The sequence below is a fragment of the Gordonia sp. CNJ-863 genome, from assembly GCF_001942325.1.
Classification (GTDB): Bacteria; Actinomycetota; Actinomycetes; order Mycobacteriales; family Mycobacteriaceae; genus Gordonia; species Gordonia alkanivorans.
Window position 1 is genome coordinate 202,774 of the sequence record NZ_MKKG01000011.1, and the last position, 25,416, is coordinate 228,189.

The following is a 25,416-nucleotide window of genomic DNA, read 5'->3' on the forward strand; positions in this document are numbered from 1 at the left end:
TGAGTATGCGCATCTCCACTCTGATCGGGACCTCGCTCGCCACCGCCGCAGCCGGTGCCATCGGCAGCGTGGTGACCAAACCCGCTGTCGAGACCTGGTATCCGCGGCTGAAGAAGCCGTCGTTCGTGCCGCCGACCTGGGTGTTCCCGGTGGCCTGGACCGCCCTCTATGCCGACATCGCGGTCACCTCCGCCACCGCGATCGACGGTTTGGGCGAGTCGCCGGCCCGAGAAGAGAAGCAGGCGTACCTCGCCGCGCTCGGTGCCAATCTCGCTCTCAACGGGGCGTGGAGCTGGATCTACTTCGGCAGAGGGGCGCTGGGTACCGCGTCGGTGGCCGCCGCGGCCCTCACGGTCAGCAGCGCCGACCTGGCCCGGCGTACCGCGGCCGTGAATCCGCCGGCCGGGGCCGCGCTCGCCGCCTACCCGGCGTGGTGCGCCTTCGCCACGGTCCTGTCGACGTCGACCTGGTGGCTCAACCGCGACCGTGAGCGCGTATCACACTGACCGGGATCGCAGCTCGTCCAGCGATTCGGCGAATCGTTCGATCGCCCAGTCGATCTCCTGAACGGTGATGACGAGGGGAGGCGCGAGCCGAAGCGTCGATCCATGGGTGTCCTTGGCCAGGACGCCGTGCTCGGCGAGGCGGAGGCAGAAGTCCTTGCCGGTGCCGAGCACCGGATCGAGATCGATACCAGCCCAGAGTCCCAGACCGCGGGTCGCGACGATGCCGCGGCCGACGAACTCCCTCAGCCGCGTGTGTAAGTGGTCGCCGAGGTCGGTGGCGCGTTCCTGCCAGGTGCCGTCGGCGAGCATGTCGACGACGGTGTGGCCGATCGCCGCGGCGAGGGGGTTCCCGCCGAAGGTCGAGCCGTGCTGTCCGGGGTGGAGGACGCCGAGGACATCGCGGTTCGCCACCACCGCGCTGACCGGTACGATCCCGCCACCGAGCGCCTTGCCGAGCAGGTAGACATCGGGTACGACGCCCCAGTGTTCGACGGCGAAGGTACGTCCCGTGCGACCCAGGCCCGATTGGATCTCGTCGGCGATCAGCAGGACGTCGTTGTCGGTACACAGAGCACGTACCCGCGGGAGGTAGTCATCGGGCGGGACGATGATCCCGGCCTCGCCCTGGATGGGTTCGAGCAGGATGCCGACGGTCGTCTCGTCGATCGCGGCAGCGATCGCCTCGACGTCGCCGTACGGGACACGGACGAAACCCGGTGTGTACGGACCGAATCCGGCGCGAGCATCAGGGTCGTCGCTGAACGAGATGATCGTCGTGGTGCGGCCGTGGAAATTACCGCCGGCGACGACGATCGTCGCGCGGCCGTCGGGGACGCCCTTGACGTCGTAACCCCACTTTCGGGCGACCTTGATCGCAGACTCGACGGCCTCGGCGCCGGTGTTCATCGGCAGCACCATCTCCTTGCCGCACAGTTCCGCGAGTGCGGCGCAGAACGGTTCGAGACGATCCGAACGGAACGCACGACTGGTGAGGGTGACCCGTTCGATCTGTTCGAGTGCCGCGGCGACGATCCGCGGATGGCGATGTCCGAAGTTGACCGCCGAGTACGCGCCCAGACAGTCGAGGTGGCGCTTGCCGTCGACGTCGGTGATCCACACACCCTCGGCGGTCGCAGCGGTGACCGGGATCGGGGAGTAGTTGTGTGCCACATGCGGTTCGGCGTCGGTCGTGGAACCTGCAGAAGATGTCACACCGTGGGGGATGAGCGTGTCGGACATGAGCGTATCTCCTGGAGTTCCAATGTGCAGCACTTGACCCTGCCGCCGCCCTTGAGCAACTCGGAGAGATCGACGGTCACCGGCCGGAACCCGGCCTCGCGCAGCTCTGCCTCGAGATGCGGTGCGCGATCGGTCATCACGACGTCGAGTCCGTCGGAGACCAGGTTGAGGCCGAGCACGGCCGCGTCGGCGTCGGTGGCGATGATGGCGTCGGGGAACAGCTCGTCGCGCAGTCGGCGTGAGCGTGCGGAGAATGCGGCGGGGTGGTAGGCGATCGTGCGGTCGTCGAGGACGCCCAGCGCGGTGTCGAGGTGGTAGAACCGCGGGTCGACAAGTTCGAGGGTTCGTACACCGATCGCAGGGTGTGCCATTGGGCGAGGGCCCGGTCGGTGTCCACCGGAACCGAGGTGTCCATCCAGGGATTGATCGCATAGGACACCGTGAAGTGCACGGGCGGGGTCATCGCGTAGGTCCTTGGCCGCGCCTGGCGTACCGGGGGCGCGGCGATACCCGGGCTCGTCAGCGTCATGAATCGAGCGTATCGTCGGCAATCTATGCAAACAATCGCCGTGGATTGCGTATGAGTGCAACAAAACGTCACAGCACTAGAGGGGAGTGGTCATCCATTGCGTACGCTCGACGATCTGGATGAGAAGGTGATCGCCTGCCTCACCCGTGACGCCCGCGCGACCTATGCCCAGATCGGTGACGAGGTCGGGCTCTCCGCCCCCGCGGTCAAGCGTCGGGTCGACCGTCTACTCGACGACGGGGTGATCCGGGGATTCACCGCCATCGTCGATCCGCACGCGATGCAGTGGACGACCGAGGCCTATGTGCAGGTGTACTGCCGCGGCAACATCTCGCCGGACGAGCTCAAGGCGTCGTGGGAACCGATCCCGGAGGTGGTCAGCGCGGCGACCATCTCGGGTCAGGCCGACGCCATCCTGCGGGTGCGGGCCCGCGACGTGCGCCACCTCGAGCAGGCACTCGAACGCATCCGTGCCGCCGGTCCGGTGGACAAGTCCGAGTCGATCATCGTCCTCAGTGAACTGATAGACCGCGGTCACCCGTAGACCGCGTTGTGTTAGTGTTGTCGCCGTGATCAGCACCGTGCGCGCATATTGGCGCTTTATCGAGGCTCCGGGTGGGGCCACGATGAAGCGCTGACCAAGCGCGCGCACGTAACACCCGGAGCCCGAGCAGCGACCCTACGGTCGCTGCTCTTGTCGTTTTGAGCGGGGCTCCACCACTAGGCGTGCCCCGGTTGGACCACCGACAGGGCATGACCTCGAAAGGCACACACCGTGACCACTCTCCCGGATTCCACGCGTACGGCAGACAAGGCCGAATCGACCTCTGATCGTCGGATCAAGTCCTTCCGTCCGATCCCGTCTCCCGACACCGTCCGCGCCGAACTGCCCCTGACCGCGCGTCGTGCGCTCGCCGTTGCCCGCGACCGTGACGAGATCGCCGACATCCTCGCCGGCCGCGACGACCGTCTTCTCGTGATCGCCGGACCGTGCTCGGTGCACGATCCGATCGCCGCGATCGACTACGCACGGCGTCTGGCGCCGCTGGCCGAGGCCTACGCCGATCGTCTGAAGATCGTCATGCGGGTCTACTTCGAGAAGCCGCGCACCACGGTCGGGTGGAAGGGTCTGATCAACGACCCCGGCATGGACAACACCTTCGACGTCGAGCGCGGTCTGCGGACCGCCCGGTCGTTGCTGCTCGACATCATCGACCTCGGACTGCCCGTCGGCTGTGAGTTCCTCGAACCGACCAGCCCGCAGTACATCGCCGACGCCGTCGCGTGGGGCGCCATCGGCGCCCGCACCACCGAGTCGCAGGTGCACCGCCAGCTCGCGTCGGGCCTGTCGATGCCGATCGGCTTCAAGAACGGCACCGACGGAAACGTCCAGGTCGCCATCGACGGTGTGAAAGCCGCTGCGGCTGAACATGTCTTCTTCGGAGTCGACGACTTCGGCAACGGCGCGGTCGTCGAGACCGCGGGCAACGAGGACTGCCACATCATCCTGCGTGGCGGCACCCGCGGACCCAACTTCGACGCCGAGTCGATCGCGTCTGCGGCTGCGGCCCTGGACAAGGCCGGTCTGCCCGCACGCGTGATGATCGACTGCTCGCACGCCAACTCCGGTAAGGACCACATCCGCCAGGCGGAGGTCGCGACCGAGATCGCGGCGATCCTGCGTGCCACTCGCGAGGCCGGCGAGGCGTCGAACATCAGCGGCGTCATGCTGGAGAGCTTCCTCGAGCCCGGCGCGCAGTCGACCGACGCCACCCCGCTGGTCTACGGCAAGTCCGTCACCGACAAGTGCATGGGCTGGGAGGCCAGCGCCACCGTCCTCGACGCGCTCGCGCGCGCCTGACCCTTCGATACGCCCCTCCGCAAGCTCCGGGGCTACTCAGGGAGCGGATTGGCCTACGTCGACTTCGGGAGAGGCGTCGGGAATCGTGACGACGGCGCGTCGTCGCAATGAGCCGCGTGGTGACCGCACCGATGGCGCCACGCGGAACTCGGCCTCCCAGCGGTCGCGGTACACGCGATTGAGCAGGTAGCCGCGCTGGGAGTTGCCGAACCGCACGTGCGGCGAGGCGGCCTTCAATGCGCGGTCGCCGTCGTCGCTGTCCTCGCCGTCGCCGCCGGAGGTGATCGACGTCGTGGCTAGTTCGATTCCGCGGGTGGGGGAGTCGTCGACGTAGTCGGCCCGTAGGTCGGCGACGACACTCCGGTGGATGTCGCCGGCGAGGGAGACGAGGTTGTGTACGCCGCGGCGTGCCGCCCCGTCTAGGACGCGTCGTCGCGATGCCTCGTAGCCGCTCCACCCGTCCATGCTGACCGCCCGCGACCCGCCGCGCGCGAGGTCGGCCATCGGGACCTGCTGGGCGAGGACATCCCATCGGGCGTTACTCGACGCCAGGCCGTCGAGTAGCCAGCGTTCCTGCGCGTCACCGAGGATCGTCCGGGACGGATCCGCGGTGCGGGCGTTCTGCGGGGAGTCGTTGTCCCCGTTGGCCTGATCGTCGCGGTGGCTGCGGGTGTCGAGGACGTTGATCTCCGCGAGGTCGCCGAAGGCGAGACGCCGATGAGCGCGGATGACGGTGCCGTCGGGTCGTGCGGTGGTCCGCACCGGGGTGTTCTCCCACCATGCCCGCAATGCACTGGCGCGCCGGAGAGCGAACTGCGACATGGTGGTCTCATCCTCGGGAATCGTTGCGGCCCAGTTGTTGTCGACCTCATGGTCGTCGAAGGAGATCACGAACGGCGACATCGCGTGGGCCTGTTGCAGGTCAGGGTCGGACTTGTAGAGCGCGTACCGCTCCCGATAGTCGTCGAGGCCGACTGCCTCGTGGGTCGCCGATGCCGGCCGGGTCGCGCCGCGGCGGGCGTCGAGCGGGATCGGCTTCTCGTAGATGTAGTCGCCGAGGTGCAGCACCAGATCCGGTGCGTGCGCCGCCATGTCGGCGAAAGCGTGGTAGTAGCCGTCAGCCCAGTTCTGGCACGACGCCACGGCGATCGACAGCGCACCCGGCCGGGCGGTCGGGGCCGGCGCGGTGCGGGTCCGGCCGATCGGCGAGATCTCGCCGAGTGCCCGGAAGCGGTAGAAGTGGTCGGCGGCCGGGGCGAGTCCGCGCACATCGACGTGGATGCTGTGGCCCCATTCCGGCGTCGCGTGGGCGGTCCCCCGGCGCACGACACGCGTCATCGATGCGTTTGTCGCGATCTCCCAGTCGACGCGGACCGGACGTGAACCCATCCCTCCTCCTGGGGCGAATGGGTTGCGCGCCAGTCGCGTCCACAACACGATGCCGTCCGGCAGGGGATCGCCGGAGGCGACGCCGAGCGCGAACAATGATCCGGACGACCCCGGGGTGGGGGTCGCAGGTGGGGTGGCGCCGAGAAGCCCGGGGGTGAACGCGAGTCCCGTCACCAGTCCTGTTGCGGTGAGGAATCGTCGACGGGTGGCGCCGCTACGAAGAGTGAGGTCGGGGTCCACCCGTAGTGCGGCACCGGACGGACCACGATCAGTTCTCGTCACGGCCCCACCCGATCACCCACGGCTGACCTCCACGGCACCGGCAGGAATCGGGCACATGATGTTCGGGTGAAGAAGGGTTTGTGTGCGCGGCACAGGCGGCGGTGGGTACCTGGTCCCTCAGGGGGACGACGGTCGGCCCTACCGCCGGGCGCCGATCCGGGGTGGGATTACGAAGGGGGGGCCGCGGGGTTGGGGTCGCGGAGTGGTGGAGGGAGGCGAACCGAGATGATGGACCAGATGATGCAGATGTGTCACCACATGACGATGTGGATGCACGGTATGGGCATGATGCCGCCGATGCACATGTGAACCCTCGGTGCGGGTCGGCGAGCGGATACTACCCCGCGACGACCAGCCAGGCGGCGGCGTAGTGGAGTAGTGCGGCGACCGCGGTGCAGAGGTGGAAGACCTCGTGGTGACCGAAGGTTCGCGGCCACGGGTTGGGCCAGCGCACCGCGTACAGGACTCCGCCGACGCTGTAGAGGACGCCGCCGAGGGCCAGCAGGATCATGATCAGGTAGCCGGTCTGTTCGACCAGCGCCGGGGCGACCACGACGATGACCCAGCCGAGCAGGATATAGAGCGTGACGCCCAGCCAGCGCGGGGCGCCCGGCCAGAGGATCTTCAGCAGCGAGCCGCCGAGCGCACCCGCCCACACGATGCCGAGCACCCACCAGCTCACCGGCGACGGCAGGCCGAGGGCGCAGAACGGTGTGTAAGTGCCGGCGATGAAGAGAAAGATCATCGCGTGGTCGGCTCGCTTCATCCGGATGCGGGCACGCGCCGTCTTCCACGGGATGCGGTGATAGGTGGCGCTGACGGTGAAGAGTCCGACGACGGTGATCGCATAGATCCCACACGTCAGCGCGGCGACGGCGCCGTCGAGGATCGCGGCCCCGATGACCAGCGCGAGACCGGCGACCGCTGCCACATAGGCGGAGTAGTGGTGGATCACGCCGCGCAGGCGTGGTCGATCGGCCACGTCCGGGGGCGGGCTCGACAGTGTGTTCACAAACCTACGGTACCGTAAGTTACTCGACTGTAGGGAGGCTCGCGGAGGTCGGCGGGGTCATTCTGCTCGCATCGCGGCGCGTAAGGTGTCCCACGTGACACGAGGCCGCGAAGGATGAAGCTGCTGCCGGATCGGGTGCGCCGTCCAGCTCTCACCATCTACGAACGTCGACTCATCCAACTCCTCGACACCCAGCGCCTACCGCGGCATGTCGCGATCATCTGCGACGGCAATCGTCGCTGGGCGCGCGAGGCGGGATTCGACGACGTCAGTCACGGACACCGCGTGGGTGCCCAGCGCATCGCCGACATGCTCGGCTGGTGCGCGGGCCTGGGCATCGAGGCCGTCACCATCTATCTCCTCTCCACCGAGAACCTGAACCGCTCGTCGGACGAGCTCGACGCTCTGCTCGAGATCGTGCCCGACATCGTCGACGAGATCTCCTCGCCCGACGGCGACTGGTGCATCCGCATCGTCGGCACCCTCGACGCCCTGCCCGAGGCCGTCGCCGGGCGCCTGCGGGTCGCGGCCGAGCGCACCAGCGAACGAGACGGCATGAACGTCAACGTCGCCGTCGGGTACGGCGGACGGCAGGAGATCGTCGACGCGGTGCGGGCGTTGCTCGACGAGAAGCGTGCCGCCGGCGCCACTGCCGAGGAGATGATCGAGGCGGTCACCGTCGAGGCGATCGACGCCAACCTCTACACCAAGGGGCAGCCCGATCCCGACCTCGTGATCCGGACCTCCGGAGAACAGCGGCTGTCGGGATTCTTGCTGTGGCAGAGCGCCTACTCGGAGATCTGGTTCACCGACGCGTACTGGCCGGAGTTCCGCCGGGTCGACTTCCTGCGCGCGCTACGGGACTACTCGGCGCGCAGCAGGCGATTCGGCAAGTAGGTCGCGAAGGGCCTGCAGGTCGGCGGTGAAGGTCGACGCCGCAGGCGTACCGAACCCGACGACCAGACCGCCGTGCGGCAGGGGGTCGGCGTCCGGGTGACGGAACAGCGACAGTCCGACGAGCCCGATCCCTCGCCTGAACGCTTCGTGAACGAGTGCACCCTCGTCCGCGTGGTCGACGGGTATGACGGCATGCAGTCCGGCGGCGATGCCGGGTAGACCCAGACCGCACGCGGTGACGGCCTCGACGAGTGCGTCGCGGCGCTGTCGATACACCTGCCGGCTGCGGCGGATGTGTCGGTCGTACGCGCCGGAGTCGATCAGGTCGGCGAGGATCAGCTGGTCGACGATGCTCGCGTCGCCTTCTCGTACTCCCTTGGCGTTCATCACGACATCCATCAGATGAGGTGGCAGTGCGAGCCACCCGGCGCGCACGGCGGGGGAGAGGCTCTTGGACATCGAACCGGCGTGGATCACCACATCCGGGCCGAGTGCCTGCAGTGCACCGACCGGGTCGCGGTCGTAGCGGAACTCGCCGTCGTAGTCGTCCTCGACGATGACCGCGCCGGTGCGCCGAGCCCACTCGATCACCTGCATGCGTCGCGCCGGGGACAGTGGGACCCCGGTCGGGAACTGGTGGCTCGGGGACAGCAGGACCGCCGCGGCGCCACTGCGTTCGAGGTCGTCGATCACCATCCCCTCGTCGTCGACGGCGATCGGGACCACTCTGGTGCCGCCCCGTACGACTGCCTGCCAATGGAAGGGCAGGCCGTGACCCTCGACGGCGAGGACGTCGCCGAAGACAGTGCGTGACAACAGTTCCAATGCGGACTGGACCGCGGTGCCGAGCACGATCAGGTCGGCGGTGGTCCGGACGCCGCGCGTCCGGCTCAGGTACCCGCTGAGGGCGCGACGCAGTTCGGCCCGGCCCTGAGGGTGGGTCGGTGCAAACACCTCGTCCCCGGCACCGGTGAGAACCCGACGGGTTGCGCGAATCCAGTCGGTTCGCGGGAACATTCCCGCGCATGGTTGTCCGAGCGAGAAGTCGTGCGGGAAGCGGAAAGGCGAAGGCGTCGAGGGGCGTTCATCGGCTTTCCGGTTGCTCGCGGTCTCGGGATGTGCCGCGCCGTCGGCCACGCGTGTGGCGGAACCCTGGCGGGCGGTCAGCCAACCCTCCGCGATCAACTCCTGATACACGGCCGACACCGTGCCGCGGGCGAGGCCGAGGTCGGCGGCCAGCGAACGGTACGGCGGCAGTGCGGTTCCGGCGGGCAGGCGGCCGTCAAGGATGGCCGATCGCAGGGCCTCCGTGAGCGTTCGGCGCAGCGTCGCGCCGCGACCGCGTGCGCTGGCCCCCGGGTCCGGTTGCAGGTCGAGAAACAGATCGGCGCCGAGGCGCGCAGCCACCTCCGCCCACGGGTCGGTGGCGGTCGCGCTCGGATTGACCCTGTTTTCTTCCATCGGATTGGACCACTTTCTTGTGCTAATCCCGCACTAGCCTAAGTCCTGAAACCGAAGAACAGACAAGAGGCCGACGATGTCGGTGAGGAGGGGCGAGATGAAGATCGTGGTGATCGGGGCAAGCGGGGTACTGGGGAGCCGGGTGGCGGACCTGCTCGCCGAGCGCGGCAACGAGGTGGTGCGGGCGAACCGAGGCGCCGGGGTCGACGCCTACACCGGGGAGGGGCTGGCCCGGGCGATGTCCGGTGCCGATGTCGTGGTCGACTGCCTCAGTGTCGAGACGCTGAGCGCGAAGAAGGCCGTCGACTTCTTCCGGACGACGGCGCGCAACATCGGGCGAGCGGCGACCGCAGCCGCGGTCGGGCACGTCGTCTGCGTCTCGATCGTCAACGCGGACGATCCGACGGTGAACGCGAAATTCGGTTACTACCAGGGCAAGGCGGCTCAGGAAGCCGCCTACCGCGATGTCGTCGACCCGGCGACGCTGACCATCCTGGCGTCGGTGCAGTGGTTCGAACTCGCCGAACAGATGATGGGACGAATGGCTGTCGGTCCCGTCGCGATCGTGCCGAAGATGCGGTGTCGCCCCGCGGCCGCCGAGGACGTGGCGAAGGTGGTCGCGGACACCGCCACGGCGGGTCCGGTGACCGCCGACGCCGGCGGTGTTCGCAAGATCGAGGTCGCCGGGCCCGCCGAGATGAACCTCGTCGACGTGGCGAAAGCCGTTGCGGCGCAGCGAGGATCGCCGCGCTGGATCATCGGGGCGGCCGTAGGCGGATCGGCGATCCGAGGCGGGGGACTCGTGCCCGCGAATCCGGACGTGATCACCCCGACCACGCTCGAACAATGGCTCGCCCAGCGTTCCGGCGCGCACGCGGGTAGTGCGAGATGAGCGTGCGCCCGCGCCCGTCGACACGCATGTGGATCCCGCAGGACAATCCCGCCGTCTACAAGGCGCTCGTCGCGCTGCAGCGGGCGTCGTCGGCGGGTGTCGACGTCGAGATCGGCGAGCTGATCTCGATGCGGGTGTCGCAGCTGAACGGTTGTGCGTACTGCCTGCACATGCATGCCGGGGACGCGCTGGCCGCACAGATCGACCCGCACAAGCTGCTGATGCTCGCCACGTGGCGTGAGGCGGGGTCGCTGTTCTCGTCACGGGAGCGGGCGGTCCTCGCGCTCGCGGAACAACTCACGCGACTCGGCGAGGGTGGTGTCGACGACGCGGTGTTCGACGATGTACGAACATGTTTCGACGCGGCCACCACCGGCCAGCTGGTCGCGGCGATCGTGATGATCAACGCCTGGAACCGGATCGCCGTTGCCGGTGGGTACCCCGCGGGCCTGGACGAACGGCGTGTGTCGCAGGCCGCCGGCTGACCGCTGGTTGTCGCCGGCGGGTGTCCGCGGCGCTCCTCTCACCTCATCCGGCAGTGGGCTCATCATCCTGCGCTACGCGCATCAGCCGCGTTACACCATTGCGAACGGCGAGATCTCCATGCCGATCTCGAGAGAAGCGGCGATCTCCCGGATCTCGTCGTAATCGAAGACGACGTGGCCGGACAGGACGTCGACGTCTCGGCGCGCACGCTGCATCGGGTGGTCGAGGAAATGCACGCTTGCGCCCGATGCCTCGAGCAGGGTGCCGATCACCGCTCTCGATTCGTTCACGATCCGGGCCGCGGCGAGACGCGCCTGCGCACGCGTGCGGATGTCGACCGTCCCTCCGGCAGCGAGGATTTCGTCGATGGTCGCCGTGGTCTGCGCAAGCAGGCCCCGAAGAGCCTGTAGCCGGATTCGCGCGTCGCCCAGGCGAATCCGCGCTGCTGGCTTGTCCTTCTGCTTGACCATCTGGTAGGCGAGGACCCGTTCGGAGAGTCGTGCGGCGTACAGGTCGGCGACCCGCTCGGCCGTGCCCAGGGCGGGCATCGCGGCAAGCAGGGCGAGAGCGGGGACCATCGGCCAGCGATACGAGTAGTTGTCGTGCAGGGTCGCGCCAGGTGTCCTGCCCGCGTAGAGATCTCGAACTCGGACGGTGCGGTGCGCCGGTACGAAGGCGTTCTCGACGACCACGTCGTTGGACCCGGTCGCCCGCATGCCGTCGGTGTGCCAGACGTCCTCCACCCGCGCGTCGTCGATCGGCAGGAGCGCGAGGACGGCGTCGGGTCGGTCGCCGGTGACGATGGCACCCACCATCACCCAGTTGGCCTCCATGATGCCGGTCGCCCAGGACCAGCGCCCGGACACGGAGAAACCGCCATCCCGCGGCTCCGCGGTGCCGGTCGGTGCCAGAGGTGCCGGTGCGAGGTACGGGCGGTCGGCGAACGCCTCCTCCTGCGCCGCCTCGCTGAACAGTGCGGTGATCCAGCCGTGCAACGTATAGAAGCCCAGCGTCCAGGCGCTCGACGTGCAGCCGTGGGCCAGCCGCCGGACATGGTCGAGGATCTCGGGGAAGGGTGCCTCGAGTCCGCCGAACCTACTGGGGATCAACAGATCCAAGAGGCCGGAGTCGGTCGCGTCGCGGATGGTCTCGGCGGGCAGTTGCCGAAGTTCCTCCGCCCGGCCCGCGCGCTCGGCCAGGGAGGCGATGAATTCGTCGGTGATCAGCACCGTGCCGGATGTCGGGGTGTCCACGGATCGGAACGTAACATACAAAAAAGTATGGGGTGTCTGGTTCGGGCCAGAACCGCGGTTAGGGTGAGGGAATGGGGCGAGCGCAGGAGGGTGGCGGCGGCCACCTGTCGGCCGACGACTGGATCGAGCTCGGGTACGCGATCCTGGCCGAGGACGGATTCAAGCAGATCAAGATCGACACCGTCTGCAAACGCATGGGAGTCACCAAGGGCAGTTTCTACTGGCACTTCAAGGACATCGCGGCCTATCGTTCGGCGCTGGTCGCACGGTGGGGCGAGTGGAACGACGAGGAACACCAGAACTTCGCGGCCCTGGCCGACCTACCGCCGCGCGACCGCCTGCTGGGCTTGATCGCCCAACTGACGAGCCCGAGGCACTGGATGATCGAACGGGCGATGCGGGAATGGGCACGCTCGGATCCGAATGCCGAGGCGAGTATCCGGACGTCCGATCGTCGTGCGCGAGAAGCGGTGCGCCGGTGTCTCCTCGACCATGGAATGGATCCGAAGACCGCGTCGGTCCGGTCCAACTGGATCTTCGCGATGGGCATCGGGGCGCTGCACCTGTCCTACTCCGAGGAGGACCGCGCGTCCGCCGGACGCCACAGCGCGGAACTGGTGGACCTGATGCTCACACCGACATGATGGTCACGTCGGCCTGATGCTCACAGTTTGCGCAGGCGTACCCGGTTGATGGCGTGGTCGACGCCTTGCGGAGCACCAGCGAGGCCCGCGGGCGGGTGGGCAGGATGTTCTCGATGAGGTTCGGCCGGTTGATCGAGGTCCACAGGTCCCGCGCCGCGGCCGTGGCCTGCTCGTCGGTGAGCGAGGCGTAGGCGTGGAAGTGGGAGTCCGGGTTGGCGAACGACGTGGTCCGCATCTGCAGGAACCGGGAGATGTACCACTCCTCGATGTCCTCGATCTTGGCGTCGACGTAGATCGAGAAGTCGAAGAGATCCGACACCATCAGCGTCGGGCCGGTCTGCAGGACGTTCAATCCCTCGAGGATGAGGATGTCGGGTTGCCGCACATAGTGATAGACGCTCGGCACGATGTCGTAGGCGAGGTGCGAGTAGACCGGCGCGGCCACCTCGCGCGCACCCGACTTCACCTCGGTCACGAACCGGAGCAGCGCACGCCGGTCATACGACTCGGGAAAACCCTTGCGATGCAAGATCCCTCGACGCTGCATCTCCGCCGTCGGCAACAGGAAGCCGTCGGTGGTGATCAGGTCGACCTTCGGATGCGACTCCCACCGGGCGAGCAACGCCGCGAGCACGCGAGCCGTCGTCGACTTGCCGACTGCGACACTGCCGGCGATACCGATGACGAACGGGACCTGCCGGTTGACCTGACGCTCGCCGAGGAAGGTCGAGGTGGCCGCAAAGAGTCGTTGGCGCGCAGCGACTTGCAGATGGATCAGACGCGAGAGGGGCAGGTAGACGTCGGCGACCTCCTCGAGGTCGATCTGCTCACCGAGACCCACGAGTTCGGCGAGCTCGTCCTCGTTCAGCACGAGGGGCATCGACTCACGCAGTTCGCGCCACTGCCGGCGGTCGAGTTCCAGGTACAGACTGGGGTCCCGATCACTGGCATTGCGAGCCATCAGCGCAGCTCCGGGGTCATGGTGAGCGCGGCTGCCCGGGTCGTCATGCGTAACAGCTTAGGGCCCACCTCTCGCCGCGACGCGGTGGGTCCGCGCGGTGCGTCCGCTCGCGGTAACGTGCCCGGTATGCCGGCCGATCACGCGACCCCCGACCTCGTCACCGACTACCTGCGGCTGGGGTTGGCGTTCGATCGGCTCGAAGAAGGTTTCGTCGACGCGTTCACCGGCGACCCGGCACTGCGCGCCGAGATCGCCAACGGACCCGCACCCGACCCGGCGCACCTGGCCGCACAGGCGCGGGCCCTGCGCGCCGACCTCCCCGGTGATCTCCCCGCGGACCGGGCGGAGTTCATCGGGTCCCACCTGCGGGCGCTCGAGTGCTCGGCCCGCAAGTTCGCCGGCGACGACATCTCCTTCGTCGACGAGGTCAACGCCTACTTCGACGTCGACATCGCCCTCGCCGACCCCGACCGCTACCGGCAGGCCCACACCGAACTCGCCGACGCACTCGGTATCGCCGATGCCAGCGGCGAGGATCTCCGCGACGCCTACGCCGCTCATCGTCGGGCCGACGAGATCCCCGCCGACAAGGTCGACGAATGCGTCCGGGCGTTCAGTGGTGCCCTTCGCGAACGTGTCCGCGCGCAGTATCCGTTGCCGGACAACGAGATCGTCGACTTCGAGGTCGTCACCGACAAGCCGTGGTCGGGGTTCAACTACTACCTCGGCGACTACTGGTCGCGGGTCGCGATCAACGCCGATCTGACGCAGTACATGTCGTCGCTCCCACACCTGATCGCCCACGAGGCCTACCCCGGCCACCACACCGAGCACTGCCGCAAGGAACAACTGCTCGTGGGCGCCGGGCAGCACGAGCAGTCGATCTTCCTCGTCAACACCCCGCAATGCCTGATGGCCGAAGGGCTCGCGGACCATGCCCTGACCGCCATCATGGGCAAGGAGTGGGGCGGCTGGGCGCAGGAGATCTACGCCGACCTCGGCCTGCGCTTCGACGCCGACCGGGCGACGCGGGTGGGACGGGCGACCTCCGGGCTCCTCACCGTCCGTCAGGACGCGGCCCTGATGCTGCACGACCAGCACGCCGACGCCGACACCGTCGCCGACTTCCTCCAGACGTGGTTGCTCGCACCGCCCGAGCGTGCCCGGCAGATGCTGCGCTTCCTCACCTCGCCGCTGTGGCGGGCGTACATCAGCACCTACGTCGAGGGTTATCAACTCCTGGAGACCTGGCTCGACGCCGCCGACGACCGCGCCGCGGCCTTCGGACGGCTGCTCGACGAACCGCTCATCCCGGCGAGCCTCCGACGGGAGCTGGTGGCGGTCAGCCGATAGAACCGATGGCCGGTCATGGGATCGAACAGCGCGTCAACACATGGCCCGCTCGCTGCGCTCGCGGCGCCGTCCCTAGACTTGACCCCATGACCGCGAACTCGTCATCCGTGAACTCGATGTCCCTGGCGGAGCTCGACCCCGACGTCGCCGCCGCCATGAACGGCGAACTCAGCCGTCAGCGGGACACCCTCGAGATGATCGCCTCGGAGAACTTCGTGCCGCGCGCGGTGCTGCAGGCACAGGGCAGCGTGCTCACCAACAAGTACGCCGAGGGTTACCCGGGACGTCGTTACTACGGCGGTTGCGAGTACGTCGACGTCGTCGAGGACATCGCCCGGAACCGTGCCAAGGAACTGTTCGGCGCCGACTTCGCCAACGTCCAGCCGCACTCGGGTGCGCAGGCCAACGCGGCCGTGCTGCAGGCCCTGATGGAGCCGGGGGAGACCATGCTCGGTCTCGATCTCGCCCACGGCGGTCACCTCACGCACGGCATGCGCCTGAACTTCTCCGGCAAGCTCTACGAGAACGCCTTCTACGGCGTGAGCAAGGAAGACTTCCGGATCGACATGGACGAGGTGCGCAAGATCGCCCTCGACGTGAAGCCGAAGGTCATCGTCGCCGGCTGGTCGGCCTACCCGCGGACCCTCGACTTCGAGGCGTTCCGCTCGATCGCCGACGAGGTGGGCGCACACCTGTGGGTCGACATGGCGCACTTCGCCGGGCTCGTCGCCGCGGGCCTGCACCCGTCGCCGGTGCCGCATGCCGACGTCGTCAGCTCGACCGTGCACAAGACCCTCGGCGGACCCCGCTCCGGCATCATCCTCGCCAAGCAGGAGTGGGCCAAGAAGCTCAACTCGGCCGTGTTCCCCGGCCAGCAGGGCGGACCGCTCATGCACGCGATCGCCGGCAAGGCCGTCGCGCTCAAGATCGCCGGTACCGAGGAGTTCGCCGAGCGGCAGCGCCGCACCCTGTCGGGCGCGAGCATCCTCGCCGAACGCCTCAACGGTGAGGACGTCGCCAAAGCCGGCGTCTCGGTCCTGACCGGCGGCACCGACGTCCACCTCGTGCTCGTCGACCTGCGCAACAGCGACCTCGACGGCCAGCAGGCCGAGGATCTGCTCCACCAGGTCGGGATCACGGTCAACCGGAACGCGGTGCCGTTCGACCCGCGTCCGCCGATGGTCACCTCGGGTCTGCGCATCGGCACCCCCGCGCTGGCCACCCGTGGCTTCGGCGACGAGGAGTTCACCGAGGTCGCCGACATCATCGCGACGGCGCTCGCCGCAGGTTCGTCGGCGGACGTCTCGGCCCTGCGTGGCCGGGTCTCCAAGCTCGCCCTCGACTTCCCGCTGTACGAGGGACTCGAGGAGTGGGGACTGATGAGCCGCATCTGAGCCGTGGCCGACCGCTCGGATGTGACCTGAATTGCCCCGCGCCGAGCGGCGTCCGTATCCTTGCAGCGATGAACGCACTCACTGAAGACGACCTGATCATCGCGCTCGAGAAGGCTCTTCCCGAGATCGCGGAAGACCACCAGTCGGCCGCCACTCCGTGGAACCCGCACGACTGGGTGCCGTGGGACGAGGGACGCAACTTCGCCTTCCTCGGCGGCGACGACTACGACCCGTCGCAGGCGACACTGTCGGACGAGGCGCGTGCCGGGCTGCTGGCTCTGCTCCTCACCAAGGACAACCTGCCGTCGTACCACCGCGTGCTGGCGAAGCACTTCCCGGCCTTCTCCGAGTGGCGTCAGCTGATCGGTGTCTGGACCGCGGAGGACAACCGGCACTCGATCGTCCTGCGCGACTACCTCGTCGTGCGCCGCGCGATCGATCCGGTGGATGCCGAGAACCGGCGACTCGTCCACGTCACCAAGGGTTACCGGCAGACCCCCGAGCAGGTCGACCCGCTCGGACCGCTCGATGTGCTCGCACTGATGGCGGTGCACGAGAACCAGTGCGTCAGCTTCATCAAGCGACTCAGCGCGATCGCCGCCGACGACGTCCTGGAGCAGATCCTCACCAAGATCGCCGCCGACGACCAGCAGCAGGCCAACACCTTCGGTGCGTTCCTCAACGCCGGCATCATCGCCGATCAGGACGCCACCGTCATCGCGATCGACTCGGCCCTGGCGCTGGGTCGGGCCGAGGCGATCGGCCACGACATCGATGATTTCGATGCGGAGCGGGCGCTCCTGGCCGACTACGAGAACGAGGACACGTGGCGCGAGATCGCCGCGACCCTCGCCGATGCGGTCAAGCTCGACTCCATCGAGGGTCTGGGCGACGAGGCCGAGGCGGCGCGTCAGCGCATCCTCTCCCGCGCCCGCGGCTAGACACCGGGACACTTTCCCTACACGCGCGCACGGCGCCATCAGGACGACAAATGTCCTGGTGGCGCCGTTTGCGTCCCTGGGTCAGACGATACTGCGGTTAACGCGAAATTCACGCCGACACACCTGACTCCGGCGCGCCGCCGGCGAGGTCTGCGCGTACGTTGACGGTACGGACCGCGGGGAAGCGGTTCGTCCGGGAGGTTCGATTCGTGTATTGCACCAGCAGCGCGAGGGGACCGGCCCCGGTCCTCGTCCACCTCGGCTGACGCCGAGGGCAACGGACTTCGACCCGGCCGGTCAACGGCGAGAACAGGTTTGTGCGGGCGCCGCACGAACGTAGGAGCTCCACGTGACCACACGCACCTACGTCCTCGATACTTCCGTGCTGCTGTCCGACCCCTGGGCGGTCATGCGCTTCGCGGAGCACTCAGTGGTGTTGCCACTGGTGGTCATCAGCGAACTCGAGGGCAAACGCCACCACCACGAGCTCGGCTGGTTCGCACGTGAGGCGTTGCGCATGCTCGACGACCTGCGGCTCGCGCACGGTCGGCTCGACCTACCGATCGAGATCGGCGAGGAGGGCGGCACCCTCCAGGTGGAGCTCAACCACACCGATCCGGCCGTCCTGCCGGCCGGTTTCCGCACCGACAGCAACGATTCCCGGATTCTGGCCTGTGCCCTCAACCTTCGTGCCGAGGGCAAGGACGTGACCCTGGTGTCCAAGGACACCCCGCTGCGTGTGAAGGCCGGCGCGGTCGGTCTGGCCGCCGACGAGTACCACGCGCAGGACGTCGTCGTCTCCGGCTGGTCGGGGATGACCGAACTCGACGTCGAGACCTCGGCGATCGACGCACTGTTCGCCGACGGCGCCATCGACCTGGACGAGGCGAGGGAGTTGCCCTGTCACACCGGCATTCGTCTGCTCAGTCCGTCGTCGAGCGCCCTCGGACGCGTCAACGCGGAGAAGCGTGTGCAACTGGTGCGGGGAGATCGTGAGGCCTTTGGCCTGCACGGCCGTTCCGCGGAGCAGCGGGTCGCCCTGGACCTGCTGCTCGACGACAGCGTCGGCATCGTCTCGCTCGGCGGCAAGGCGGGCACCGGCAAGTCGGCGCTGGCGCTGTGTGCGGGCCTCGAGGCGGTTCTCGAACGACGGACCCAGCGCAAGGTGGTCGTCTTCCGGCCGCTGTACGCGGTCGGCGGCCAGCAGCTCGGTTACCTCCCCGGAGGTGAGGCCGAGAAGATGGGCCCGTGGGCGCAGGCGGTGTTCGACACCCTCGAGGGGCTCGCCTCACCGGAGGTCATCGAGGAGGTGTTGAGCCGCGGGATGCTGGAGGTGTTGCCGCTGACGCACATCCGCGGCCGGTCGTTGCACGACTCGTTCGTGATCGTCGACGAGGCGCAGTCGCTGGAACGTAACGTCCTGCTGACGGTGCTGTCGCGCCTGGGCTCGGGTTCGCGTGTGGTGCTGACCCACGATGTCGCTCAGCGCGACAACCTCCGCGTCGGCCGGCACGACGGCGTCGCCGCGGTCATCGAGAAGCTGAAGGGGCATCCGCTCTTCGCGCACATCACGCTCACCCGCAGCGAGCGGTCGCCGATCGCGGCGTTGGTGACGGAGATGTTGGAGGAGTTCGGGCCTTCCGCGCCGGGAGCGTAGCGAGCGGGCGGGGTGTGTCCGCGCCGGGAGCGTAGCGAGCGGGCGGGGTGTGTCCGCGCCGGGAGCGTAGCGAGTGTTCAGAGGAGGAAGGCCGCGACGATTCGCTGAGGGGAGTGAATCGTCGCGGCCTTCCGTCACGGTGGCCCACTGCTGAGTCTGCTGCTCTCGCAACGGATTTCTCGGTGGTGGGCCGGTCTCAGGGGTCGGGTCAGGCGGCGGTGCCGCCGAGGTCGCTGAGCGCGTTGAGCAGGTCGACGAGTGCGGTGAGGACTTCGATGTTCTCGAGGGAACCCATTTCTCTCCTTTGTCGGTGACTTTCTGTTCGGCGAGGTCGCTGCTCGATCAACGCCGTTACCGACGCTAACGATTATGTTTCGTTTCCGCAAAGAAAAGGTCGGTGAATTCTGCGTGCCCGCAACGCGTCAACGCATTTTCGGGCCGTTGTCCTGCGCGTCGAACAATGGATCATTTCCGATTTTCCTTCGACAATCGACGGGTGATCCGGCGGTCGCGGACAGTCGGGCGGGTCGGAGCGCTTGATCCGATCCTCACTGCACCGTGACCATCACGTGACTTACGGGGTCTTGCGCGCTGTCACACTGTTGTGGTGCTGAAGTTACTGATGAGGCGAATGAGACTGCTGGGACTATTGGTGATTGCGGTGCTGGCCGCGTGCGCTGGTGGTGCGGGTCAGGCCCTCGCCGATCCGGAGACGACGACACCGATCACGCCACCGACCACCCCGGGCAGCCCGTCGCTGCCGGGAATGGGGGAGGGCCTCGGCATCCCACTGCTCGACGAGGTGCTCAACCAACTGTCGGGCGACAACGGTTCCGCGGATGCGCCCGGCGGCGTCGGGGGCGCCGGGGGCCCGACCGGTCAGATGATCGTCGTGACCGCGCCCAAGGCGTCGGACACCACCGCCACGCTCACGGCCTTCGAGAAGGGGAACGACGGCAGTTGGAAGCCGGTCCCCGGTCTCGGCCCGACCAAGGCATTCCTCGGCTCCCTGGGGATGGGCGAGCCGCAGGACAACGTGCCCCGCACCCCGGAGGGAACGTTCCCGCTCGACCAGGCCTTCGGTCGCCAGGAGAATCCGGGCACCAAGATGCCTTACCTCAAGGTCGATACGCAGGACTGGTGGGATTCCGATCCCAAGTCGCCGACCTACAACACCCACGTGCGTCAGCCCCAGAGTCCCGGTGGTGACAGCGAGAACCTGTACAACTCGGGTCCCGTCTACGACTACGCGGTCAACATCGCGCACAATCCGCAGCGCACGCCCGGCAAGGCGACGGCGATGTTCCTGCATGTGACCAACGACCAGCCGACGCTGGGCTGCGTCGCCATCGAGCGCGAGCTGATGAAGAAGATCCTCGTCTGGCTCGACCCCGCGAAGAGCCCGAAGATCACGATCGGCGTCAATCAGGGTGCGCCGACCGGCGAGGCGCCCGGAGCAACCCCTCAGACAACTCCGGGTGCCACGCCGTCGACTCCCGACGTGCCGGCCGCCGACATGCTGACCGGACTGCTCTCGCAGCTGGTCGGTGCGGTTCCCGCCCTGTTCGGGCAGTTCACGGGTCGCTGATCTCGGAGCGAGCGTGCCGGCAGGCGGGGCAGAAGGTCTCCTCGACCCCGATGTGCCAGCCGTTGACCCTGGCCCACTGATCCCGATCGGGCTCGGCGAGTGGTCGTCGTAGGACGAAGCTGCGCCCGCAGCTGTCGCAGTTCCGGTCGGCCGAACCCTCGGTTTCGGCGAACAGCGGAGATATGACTGTCATGGCGGTGGACCTCTGGTGCTCGCTGTGTCGAATCGGTCCCGTCGGTTCGTCGGCGGACTCGGACGAGCGACCACCTCAGTGTCACCGGGTGTGACGTAGATCTCATAGGGCCGAATGGCACATGGTTCGGCGGACCGAGTGCAGGTCAGCGGTCGCGGGGTACCACCATCACCGGGCCTCGGGCCGAACGCAGGACCGAGAGGCTCGTCGAGCCCAGTCTCATGGCCGCGAAACCGCCGCGACCGCGCGCGCCCACGACGAGCAGTTGCGCAGCCTGGGCGTGGTCGAGCAAGGCGCGGGCAGGGCGGTCCCTGGTCACGGCACAGCGGACGGTGACCTGCGGATATCGGCGGCGCACCTCGTCGAGTTCGGCGTCGAGCCAGGCGTCGGCGCGGCTGCGGCGGCTCGGCCACTCGGACATCGTGCACGGCACGGACATGTCGGCGACATCGGTGTCGCACCAGGCGTGGACGACGGTGACCGGGACGCCGCGCAGGTCGGCCGCGGCGAACGCGGCGTCGACGGCGACTCGACCGCCCGGGGAGCCGTCGGTGCCGACCGCGATGCTCGCCTGGGACCAGTTCGACGTGGAGTCCCGGACGACCGTCAGCGGACATCTGCAGTGCTCGGCGAGTGCGGTGGTGATCGTGCCGAGGGCCACGCGGTGACCGGCCATGTGCCCGCGGTTGCCGACTACGAGCAGTCGGGCTCGATCCGATGCCTCGAGCAGGGCGGTGACCGGCGGGGAGTCGACGACCTGGGTCGTGATCTTCAGCGGGTCGGTTGAGTCGCTCGAGTCCTCGGCGACGCGGCGTGCCTCCGCCAGGGCGCGTTCGCATCGGGCTCGTAGCGGTTCGAGGACGTACGGATCGTCCGCCGAGAGATTCGCCGACGCGATCATCTCGATCTCCGACCGATGGAGGGCGGCGTCGCGCGCGGCCCAGCGGGCGGCGGCGCGGGCGGTGGCAGACCCGTCGACGCCGACGACGACAGGTCCGTCGGTGAATCTGGATGCGGTCACACGGCAGTCCCCCTGGAGGTCCACGCATCGGGTGCCGGGGTGCCGGCATCGCCCGTGTAATCCAGTAGATGCCCCGGCGAGGGGTGAGTCACCGGGTAAAGAGTCCCGTTGGATGGGGACCAATGACACGTGTCGTGCTCTAACCCGCGGGATATGGTACGCGAATCACTCGCGAGCCTCGACTCAGTGCGCGTGACCCCGTCGCGCCGCTTTGGTGGCGTACACCGCCGCCTGCGTACGGCGCTCCATGCCGAGTTTGCCCAGCAGCCGGGACACGTAGTTCTTCACGGTCTTCTCCGCGAGATGCATCCGGGCGGCGATCTGCCGATTGGTCAGGCCCTCGCCGAGGAGGGCGAGCAGGGTGCTCTCCTGCTCGCTCAATCCGTCGCCGGGCTTTTCCTCTTTCTCGCGTTGGGTGCGCAACCGGTCCATCAGGGCTGCGGCCGCGCGGTTGTCGAGCAACGACCGTCCGGCGCCGACATCGGTGATGGCGCGGGCGAGTTCCATGCCGGTGATGTCCTTGATGACGTACCCGCTGGCGCCGGCGAGGATCGCGTCCATCATGGCCTCGTCGTCGGTCATCGAGGTCAGGATCAGGCAGCGCAACCCGTCGACTCGGCTGAGCAAGTCGCGGCACAGTTCGATCCCGTTGCCGTCGGGTAGGCGGACGTCGAGGACCGCGACGTCCGGTTGCACGGTCGGTATGCGGGCGAGGGCCTGCGCGCAGGTCGCGGCCTCGCCGACGACCCGGACGTTGTCATCGTGGTCCAGGAGTTCGACGAGACCCCGCCGGACGATCTCGTGGTCATCGACGAGGAAAACCGAGAACATCGGCCACACCTCCCTCCGGCGCAGGTGCCGTGAGACGAATTGTAGGTCGACCCCCGACGTGTTTCACCCAGATTGCCCGGACTGGCGGATTTCCACCTATACCCGAAATGTCCGATTCAACGAGGAAAACGAGGTCACGGAAATCCGAATTGCTTTGCGGGGAGGATGATTCGAGGGCTTTCAGACTATCTGGCGAGAATTGGTCAACCCAATACTCAACGAAGCGGAGGGTATATCATTCGAAATATGGTCCGCGAATCCCGGGAACGCGGTGTGGGGTCTTTTGAGGTGCAGAATGAGTTGTCGCAGATGCGATTACGTGAGCTCCTTGATGAGGTCCGCGACCGGATAACGCAGATCGCCGATGTTCGTGACCGCATCGACGGTCTGCTCGAGGCCATGCTGATGGTCAGTTCCGATCTCGATCTGGAAACCACGCTCGAGGCCATCGTGTCTGCGGGCACACGATTGGTCGACGCCGAGTACGGGGCGGTCGGCGTCCTCGGCAGCGGACACGACCTGTCGGCCTTTCTGGCGCAGGGCATCGGCGAGGACGTCCGTGCCGAGATAGGGCACCTGCCGACAGGCCGCGGCGTGCTGGGGCAGCTCATCGACGACCCCCGGGTGTTACGGCTCACCGACCTGTCCGAGCATCCCGCGTCGGTGGGATTCCCGCCGAACCACCCGCCGATGACGAGCTTCCTGGGCGCCCCGATCCGGGTGCGCGACGAGATCTTCGGAAACCTGTACCTCACGGAGAAGAAGAACGGTGCCCTGTTCACCGAGGACGACGAACTCGTCATCCAGGCACTGGCGTCGGCGGCAGGTATCGCGATCGAGAACGCCCGGCTGTACGAACAGGCGCAGACCCAGCTCGCCTGGATCGAGGCGAATCGCGACGTGATCGCGGAGCTGTTGACCGGGGCCGATCAGCAGGACGTCCTCGAATCGATCGCCCGCAAGGTCCTCACGCTGGCCGACGCCGATCTGGTCTGCATTGCCGAACCCCACGACCACGAGATGCCGGCGGAATCGGTAGAGGAACTCGTCGTCACGGTCGCCGAAGGGGTCGACGCCGAGGTCTTCCGCGGACGAACGGTGCCGATCAAGGGGTCGACCTCGGGCGACGCCTTCGTTCGACGTCGGCCGGTCCTTCGCGAGGAGCTCGAGTACGACATCTCCGGGGATTCGTCCACGCAGCACGGCCCGGTGATGGTGGCGCCGCTGCGTACGGCGGAATCGACCCGCGGCGTGCTGATCGCCGTGCGGTCCAAAGGGCGCGACGGGTTCGCGGAGGACCTGCTGAGCCTGAGCGCGAACTTCGCCGACCAGGGGGCCCTGGCGCTGCAGCTGGCCAGCGCGACGAACCAGGCCCACGAGATGCGGGTCCTGGAGGATCGTGAACGGATCGCCCGTGACCTGCACGACCACGTGATCCAGCGGATCTTCGCCGAGGGGCTCACCCTGCAGGCGACGCTCCAACGCACCCAGTCGTCCGAGATCCGCGCGCGGCTGACGCGGTCCATCAACAATCTGCAGGACATCGTGCAGGACGTGCGTTCGACGATCTTCGACCTGCAGGCGGAGGAAACCGAGACCACCCGGCTCCGTCAGCGGGTGCAGGAGACGATCGACCAGCAGATCGACGACCTGCCCATACAGACCCATGTGCGGATGGCGGGCCCGCTGTCGATCGTCGAGCCGCGCCTCGCCGACCAAGTGGTCGCGGTGGTGCGTGAGGCCCTGAGCAACGCGGTCCGGTATGCCCACGCGACGACGGTGACGGTGGCGATCTCGGTCGGCGACGAGCTGGCCGTCGAGGTCACCGATGATGGAGTCGGGCTGCCCGAGGACGTCACGCCCAGTGGGCTGAAGAACCTCCGACACCGCGCGAAACAGTTGGGCGGGGCATTCGCCCTGAACACACCCGATTCGGGCCGCGGCCTGTCCGTGCGGTGGGCGGTACCGCTCTAGGGAGACAGCGCTGCCGGGTGAGGACGGTTCACGGACCGGTGCCCGGTTCGGCCGGCAGTCGCCAGGCCGAGGTCCGTTCGGTCACCCATGCCACGGCCTGCACTCCTGAAAGGAGGCCGAAGAGCACGATGAGCCAGATGGACAGGCCGACGAGCGCGCAGACCGCGAAGGCTGCGAGGAAAACGACGAGCACACCGGTGAGCGTGATGACCGGTCACCTCCCGACTGTCTCGGAGGGGACTCTCCCGGGCGTTCGAGAGACTGACCCCCCTACCTTCTCGTGTCGACGGCGTTTCCGGGAGGGCCCAAGGTCACAAGTCGACAGGGCCAACCTCGGGACCCTGCTGGTGTCCGGGCCGGTCAGCGGGTTCGCTTGAGCTCGAACCCGGCGACCCGTACGTCGTCCCGTGGCGCGGTCGCCCGGTCGATCTGGGCGCGGGCCTGATCGAGGACGGGCGTATCCGGGTCGAGGACCGACAGGTAGCGGTCGTGCGCGGCGAGGGACCGGACGGCCACTTCGAACTGCGCGTCGACGTCGACCGCATGGGTTGCCGCCGGCCCGTTCTCGAACAGCCACGCCGGAACCTCGCCGGAATGGGCCGTCAAGGCGTCGTAGGCGTCGAGCACCGCCGCGGCGAACTCCATGTGGTCGCGCTGGTTCGGTTGGCCGGGCGCCCACTCCGGTCCGCCGTAGAGCGACAGGATGACCTGCGGCGCAATGCGTTCGACGGTCTCGGTGATCTTCGCGCGCAGTTCGGGGGTGTTGCGGATGTCGCTGTCGGGGAAACCCCAGAACTCCACCTCGTCGACCCCGACGATCTTCGCCGACGCACGCTGTTCGGCTTCCCGGAGTGGGCCGCATTCCGCCGGTGTCATGCCCTCGATCCCGCGTTCGCCGCTGGAGGCGAGCGCGTAGACCACACGCTTGCCCTCGCCGGTCCAGCGCGCGACCGCGGCGGCCATGCCGTACTCCGGGTCGTCGGGATGGGCGACGAGGACGAGCGCTGTCTGCCAGTCCGTGGGGAAGGGCTCCGGTGAGGTCATGACCAGAC

24 protein-coding genes and 1 pseudogene are annotated in these 25,416 nt (G+C 67.9%); 13 read left to right on the forward strand and 12 right to left on the reverse strand.

Features of this window, described 5'->3' with window-relative positions; all coding sequences use genetic code 11:
• Positions 1–5 precede the first annotated feature (5 nt).
• A complete protein-coding gene (locus tag BJF87_RS06825; RefSeq protein ID WP_006357705.1) occupies positions 6–506 on the forward strand; it encodes a TspO/MBR family protein in 501 nt (166 codons plus the stop codon).
• Here BJF87_RS06825 and rocD read toward each other — a convergent pair.
• Both rocD and BJF87_RS06835 read right to left on the reverse strand, forming a co-directional pair.
• On the reverse strand, positions 498–1,745 hold the full coding sequence (rocD, locus tag BJF87_RS06830; protein ID WP_006357706.1) for an ornithine--oxo-acid transaminase: 1,248 nt from the start codon (positions 1,743–1,745) through the stop codon (positions 498–500). The two genes, BJF87_RS06825 and rocD, sit on opposite strands and share 9 nt — an antisense overlap.
• Positions 1,715–2,116, reverse strand: a complete 402-nt coding sequence (locus BJF87_RS06835; RefSeq protein WP_006357707.1) for a hypothetical protein — start codon at positions 2,114–2,116, stop codon at positions 1,715–1,717. The genes rocD and BJF87_RS06835 overlap by 31 nt, the downstream gene beginning before the upstream one ends.
• Before the next feature lie 255 nt (positions 2,117–2,371).
• Between BJF87_RS06835 and BJF87_RS06840 the strand changes: the two genes are divergently transcribed.
• Together BJF87_RS06840 and BJF87_RS06845 are read left to right on the forward strand one after the other, a co-directional pair.
• The gene (locus BJF87_RS06840) at positions 2,372–2,818 is read left to right on the forward strand and encodes an Lrp/AsnC family transcriptional regulator (protein ID WP_006357708.1); all 447 of its coding nucleotides are present in this window, start codon (positions 2,372–2,374) and stop codon (positions 2,816–2,818) included.
• A gap of 231 nt (positions 2,819–3,049) precedes the next feature.
• Positions 3,050–4,135, forward strand: coding sequence for a 3-deoxy-7-phosphoheptulonate synthase (locus tag BJF87_RS06845; RefSeq protein ID WP_006357709.1), 1,086 nt, complete (start codon positions 3,050–3,052; stop codon positions 4,133–4,135).
• 36 nt (positions 4,136–4,171) lie between these two features.
• Here the strand turns inward: BJF87_RS06845 and BJF87_RS06850 are convergent, their stop codons facing one another.
• Entirely contained in the window at positions 4,172–5,806 is a 1,635-nt protein-coding gene (locus BJF87_RS06850) for an alkaline phosphatase (protein ID WP_035750507.1), read from the reverse strand.
• Between the two features lie 337 nt (positions 5,807–6,143).
• Positions 6,144–6,818, reverse strand: coding sequence for a hemolysin III family protein (locus BJF87_RS06855; protein WP_006357711.1), 675 nt, complete (start codon positions 6,816–6,818; stop codon positions 6,144–6,146).
• A 114-nt stretch (positions 6,819–6,932) separates the two neighbouring features.
• Here BJF87_RS06855 and BJF87_RS06860 point away from each other — a divergent pair, with 114 nt between their 5' ends.
• On the forward strand, positions 6,933–7,715 hold the full coding sequence (locus BJF87_RS06860; protein ID WP_006357712.1) for an isoprenyl transferase: 783 nt from the start codon (positions 6,933–6,935) through the stop codon (positions 7,713–7,715).
• Here BJF87_RS06860 and BJF87_RS06865 read toward each other — a convergent pair.
• Complete coding sequence (locus tag BJF87_RS06865) at positions 7,674–9,176, reverse strand: PLP-dependent aminotransferase family protein (RefSeq protein WP_006357713.1); 1,503 nt, start codon at positions 9,174–9,176, stop codon at positions 7,674–7,676. The genes BJF87_RS06860 and BJF87_RS06865 overlap by 42 nt on opposite strands.
• A 97-nt stretch (positions 9,177–9,273) precedes the next feature.
• Here BJF87_RS06865 and BJF87_RS06870 point away from each other — a divergent pair, with 97 nt between their 5' ends.
• Positions 9,274–10,068, forward strand: a complete 795-nt coding sequence (locus BJF87_RS06870) for an SDR family oxidoreductase (RefSeq protein WP_006357714.1) — start codon at positions 9,274–9,276, stop codon at positions 10,066–10,068.
• A complete protein-coding gene (locus tag BJF87_RS06875; protein ID WP_006357715.1) occupies positions 10,065–10,553 on the forward strand; it encodes a carboxymuconolactone decarboxylase family protein in 489 nt (162 codons plus the stop codon). Before BJF87_RS06870 ends, BJF87_RS06875 begins: the two co-directional genes overlap by 4 nt.
• A 90-nt stretch (positions 10,554–10,643) precedes the next feature.
• Here BJF87_RS06875 and BJF87_RS06880 read toward each other — a convergent pair whose 3' ends face one another.
• Positions 10,644–11,807: an acyl-CoA dehydrogenase family protein gene (locus BJF87_RS06880; RefSeq protein ID WP_006357716.1), complete on the reverse strand. Its 1,164-nt coding sequence runs from the start codon at positions 11,805–11,807 to the stop codon at positions 10,644–10,646.
• Between the two features lie 71 nt (positions 11,808–11,878).
• Between BJF87_RS06880 and BJF87_RS06885 the strand changes: the two genes are divergently transcribed.
• Positions 11,879–12,451 carry a TetR/AcrR family transcriptional regulator gene (locus tag BJF87_RS06885; RefSeq protein WP_006357717.1) on the forward strand — a complete coding sequence of 191 codons (573 nt, stop codon included), beginning with the start codon at positions 11,879–11,881 and terminating at the stop codon, positions 12,449–12,451.
• A 20-nt stretch (positions 12,452–12,471) separates the two neighbouring features.
• Here BJF87_RS06885 and coaA read toward each other — a convergent pair.
• A pseudogene (gene coaA / locus BJF87_RS06890) lies at positions 12,472–13,412 on the reverse strand (type I pantothenate kinase).
• Between the two features lie 126 nt (positions 13,413–13,538).
• On the opposite strand from coaA, the gene BJF87_RS06895 reads away from it, so the two are divergent.
• From BJF87_RS06895 to BJF87_RS06915, 5 genes are all read left to right on the forward strand, one after another.
• A complete protein-coding gene (locus tag BJF87_RS06895) occupies positions 13,539–14,765 on the forward strand; it encodes a hypothetical protein (RefSeq protein ID WP_042378378.1) in 1,227 nt (408 codons plus the stop codon).
• Between the two features lie 86 nt (positions 14,766–14,851).
• Complete coding sequence (gene glyA, locus BJF87_RS06900; protein ID WP_035750511.1) at positions 14,852–16,159, forward strand: serine hydroxymethyltransferase; 1,308 nt, start codon at positions 14,852–14,854, stop codon at positions 16,157–16,159.
• A gap of 68 nt (positions 16,160–16,227) precedes the next feature.
• Complete coding sequence (locus BJF87_RS06905; RefSeq protein WP_006357720.1) at positions 16,228–17,100, forward strand: acyl-ACP desaturase; 873 nt, start codon at positions 16,228–16,230, stop codon at positions 17,098–17,100.
• Between the two features lie 349 nt (positions 17,101–17,449).
• Positions 17,450–18,757, forward strand: a complete 1,308-nt coding sequence (locus tag BJF87_RS06910) for a PhoH family protein (protein ID WP_006357721.1) — start codon at positions 17,450–17,452, stop codon at positions 18,755–18,757.
• A gap of 631 nt (positions 18,758–19,388) precedes the next feature.
• A complete protein-coding gene (locus BJF87_RS06915; protein WP_035750513.1) occupies positions 19,389–20,345 on the forward strand; it encodes a L,D-transpeptidase in 957 nt (318 codons plus the stop codon).
• Here the strand turns inward: BJF87_RS06915 and BJF87_RS06920 are convergent.
• The 3 genes from BJF87_RS06920 to BJF87_RS06930 all read right to left on the reverse strand — a co-directional run bounded on the left by BJF87_RS06920 (position 20,332) and on the right by BJF87_RS06930 (position 22,390).
• Entirely contained in the window at positions 20,332–20,538 is a 207-nt protein-coding gene (locus tag BJF87_RS06920) for a hypothetical protein (protein WP_035750516.1), read from the reverse strand. The two genes, BJF87_RS06915 and BJF87_RS06920, sit on opposite strands and share 14 nt — an antisense overlap.
• Positions 20,539–20,683: 145 nt before the next feature.
• Entirely contained in the window at positions 20,684–21,559 is an 876-nt protein-coding gene (locus BJF87_RS06925) for a universal stress protein (RefSeq protein ID WP_035750519.1), read from the reverse strand.
• Positions 21,560–21,742: 183 nt separating this feature from the next.
• Positions 21,743–22,390 (reverse strand): response regulator transcription factor, encoded by a 648-nt coding sequence (locus BJF87_RS06930; protein ID WP_006357724.1) that lies wholly within the window; start codon positions 22,388–22,390, stop codon positions 21,743–21,745.
• Positions 22,391–22,636: 246 nt separating this feature from the next.
• Between BJF87_RS06930 and BJF87_RS06935 the strand changes: the two genes are divergently transcribed.
• Complete coding sequence (locus BJF87_RS06935; RefSeq protein WP_006357725.1) at positions 22,637–24,364, forward strand: GAF domain-containing sensor histidine kinase; 1,728 nt, start codon at positions 22,637–22,639, stop codon at positions 24,362–24,364.
• Positions 24,365–24,392: 28 nt separating this feature from the next.
• Here the strand turns inward: BJF87_RS06935 and BJF87_RS25700 are convergent, their stop codons facing one another.
• Positions 24,393–24,557, reverse strand: a complete 165-nt coding sequence (locus BJF87_RS25700) for a hypothetical protein (protein ID WP_006357726.1) — start codon at positions 24,555–24,557, stop codon at positions 24,393–24,395.
• 167 nt (positions 24,558–24,724) lie between these two features.
• Positions 24,725–25,408: a PIG-L deacetylase family protein gene (locus tag BJF87_RS06940; protein WP_006357727.1), complete on the reverse strand. Its 684-nt coding sequence runs from the start codon at positions 25,406–25,408 to the stop codon at positions 24,725–24,727.
• Positions 25,409–25,416: the final 8 nt, after the last annotated feature.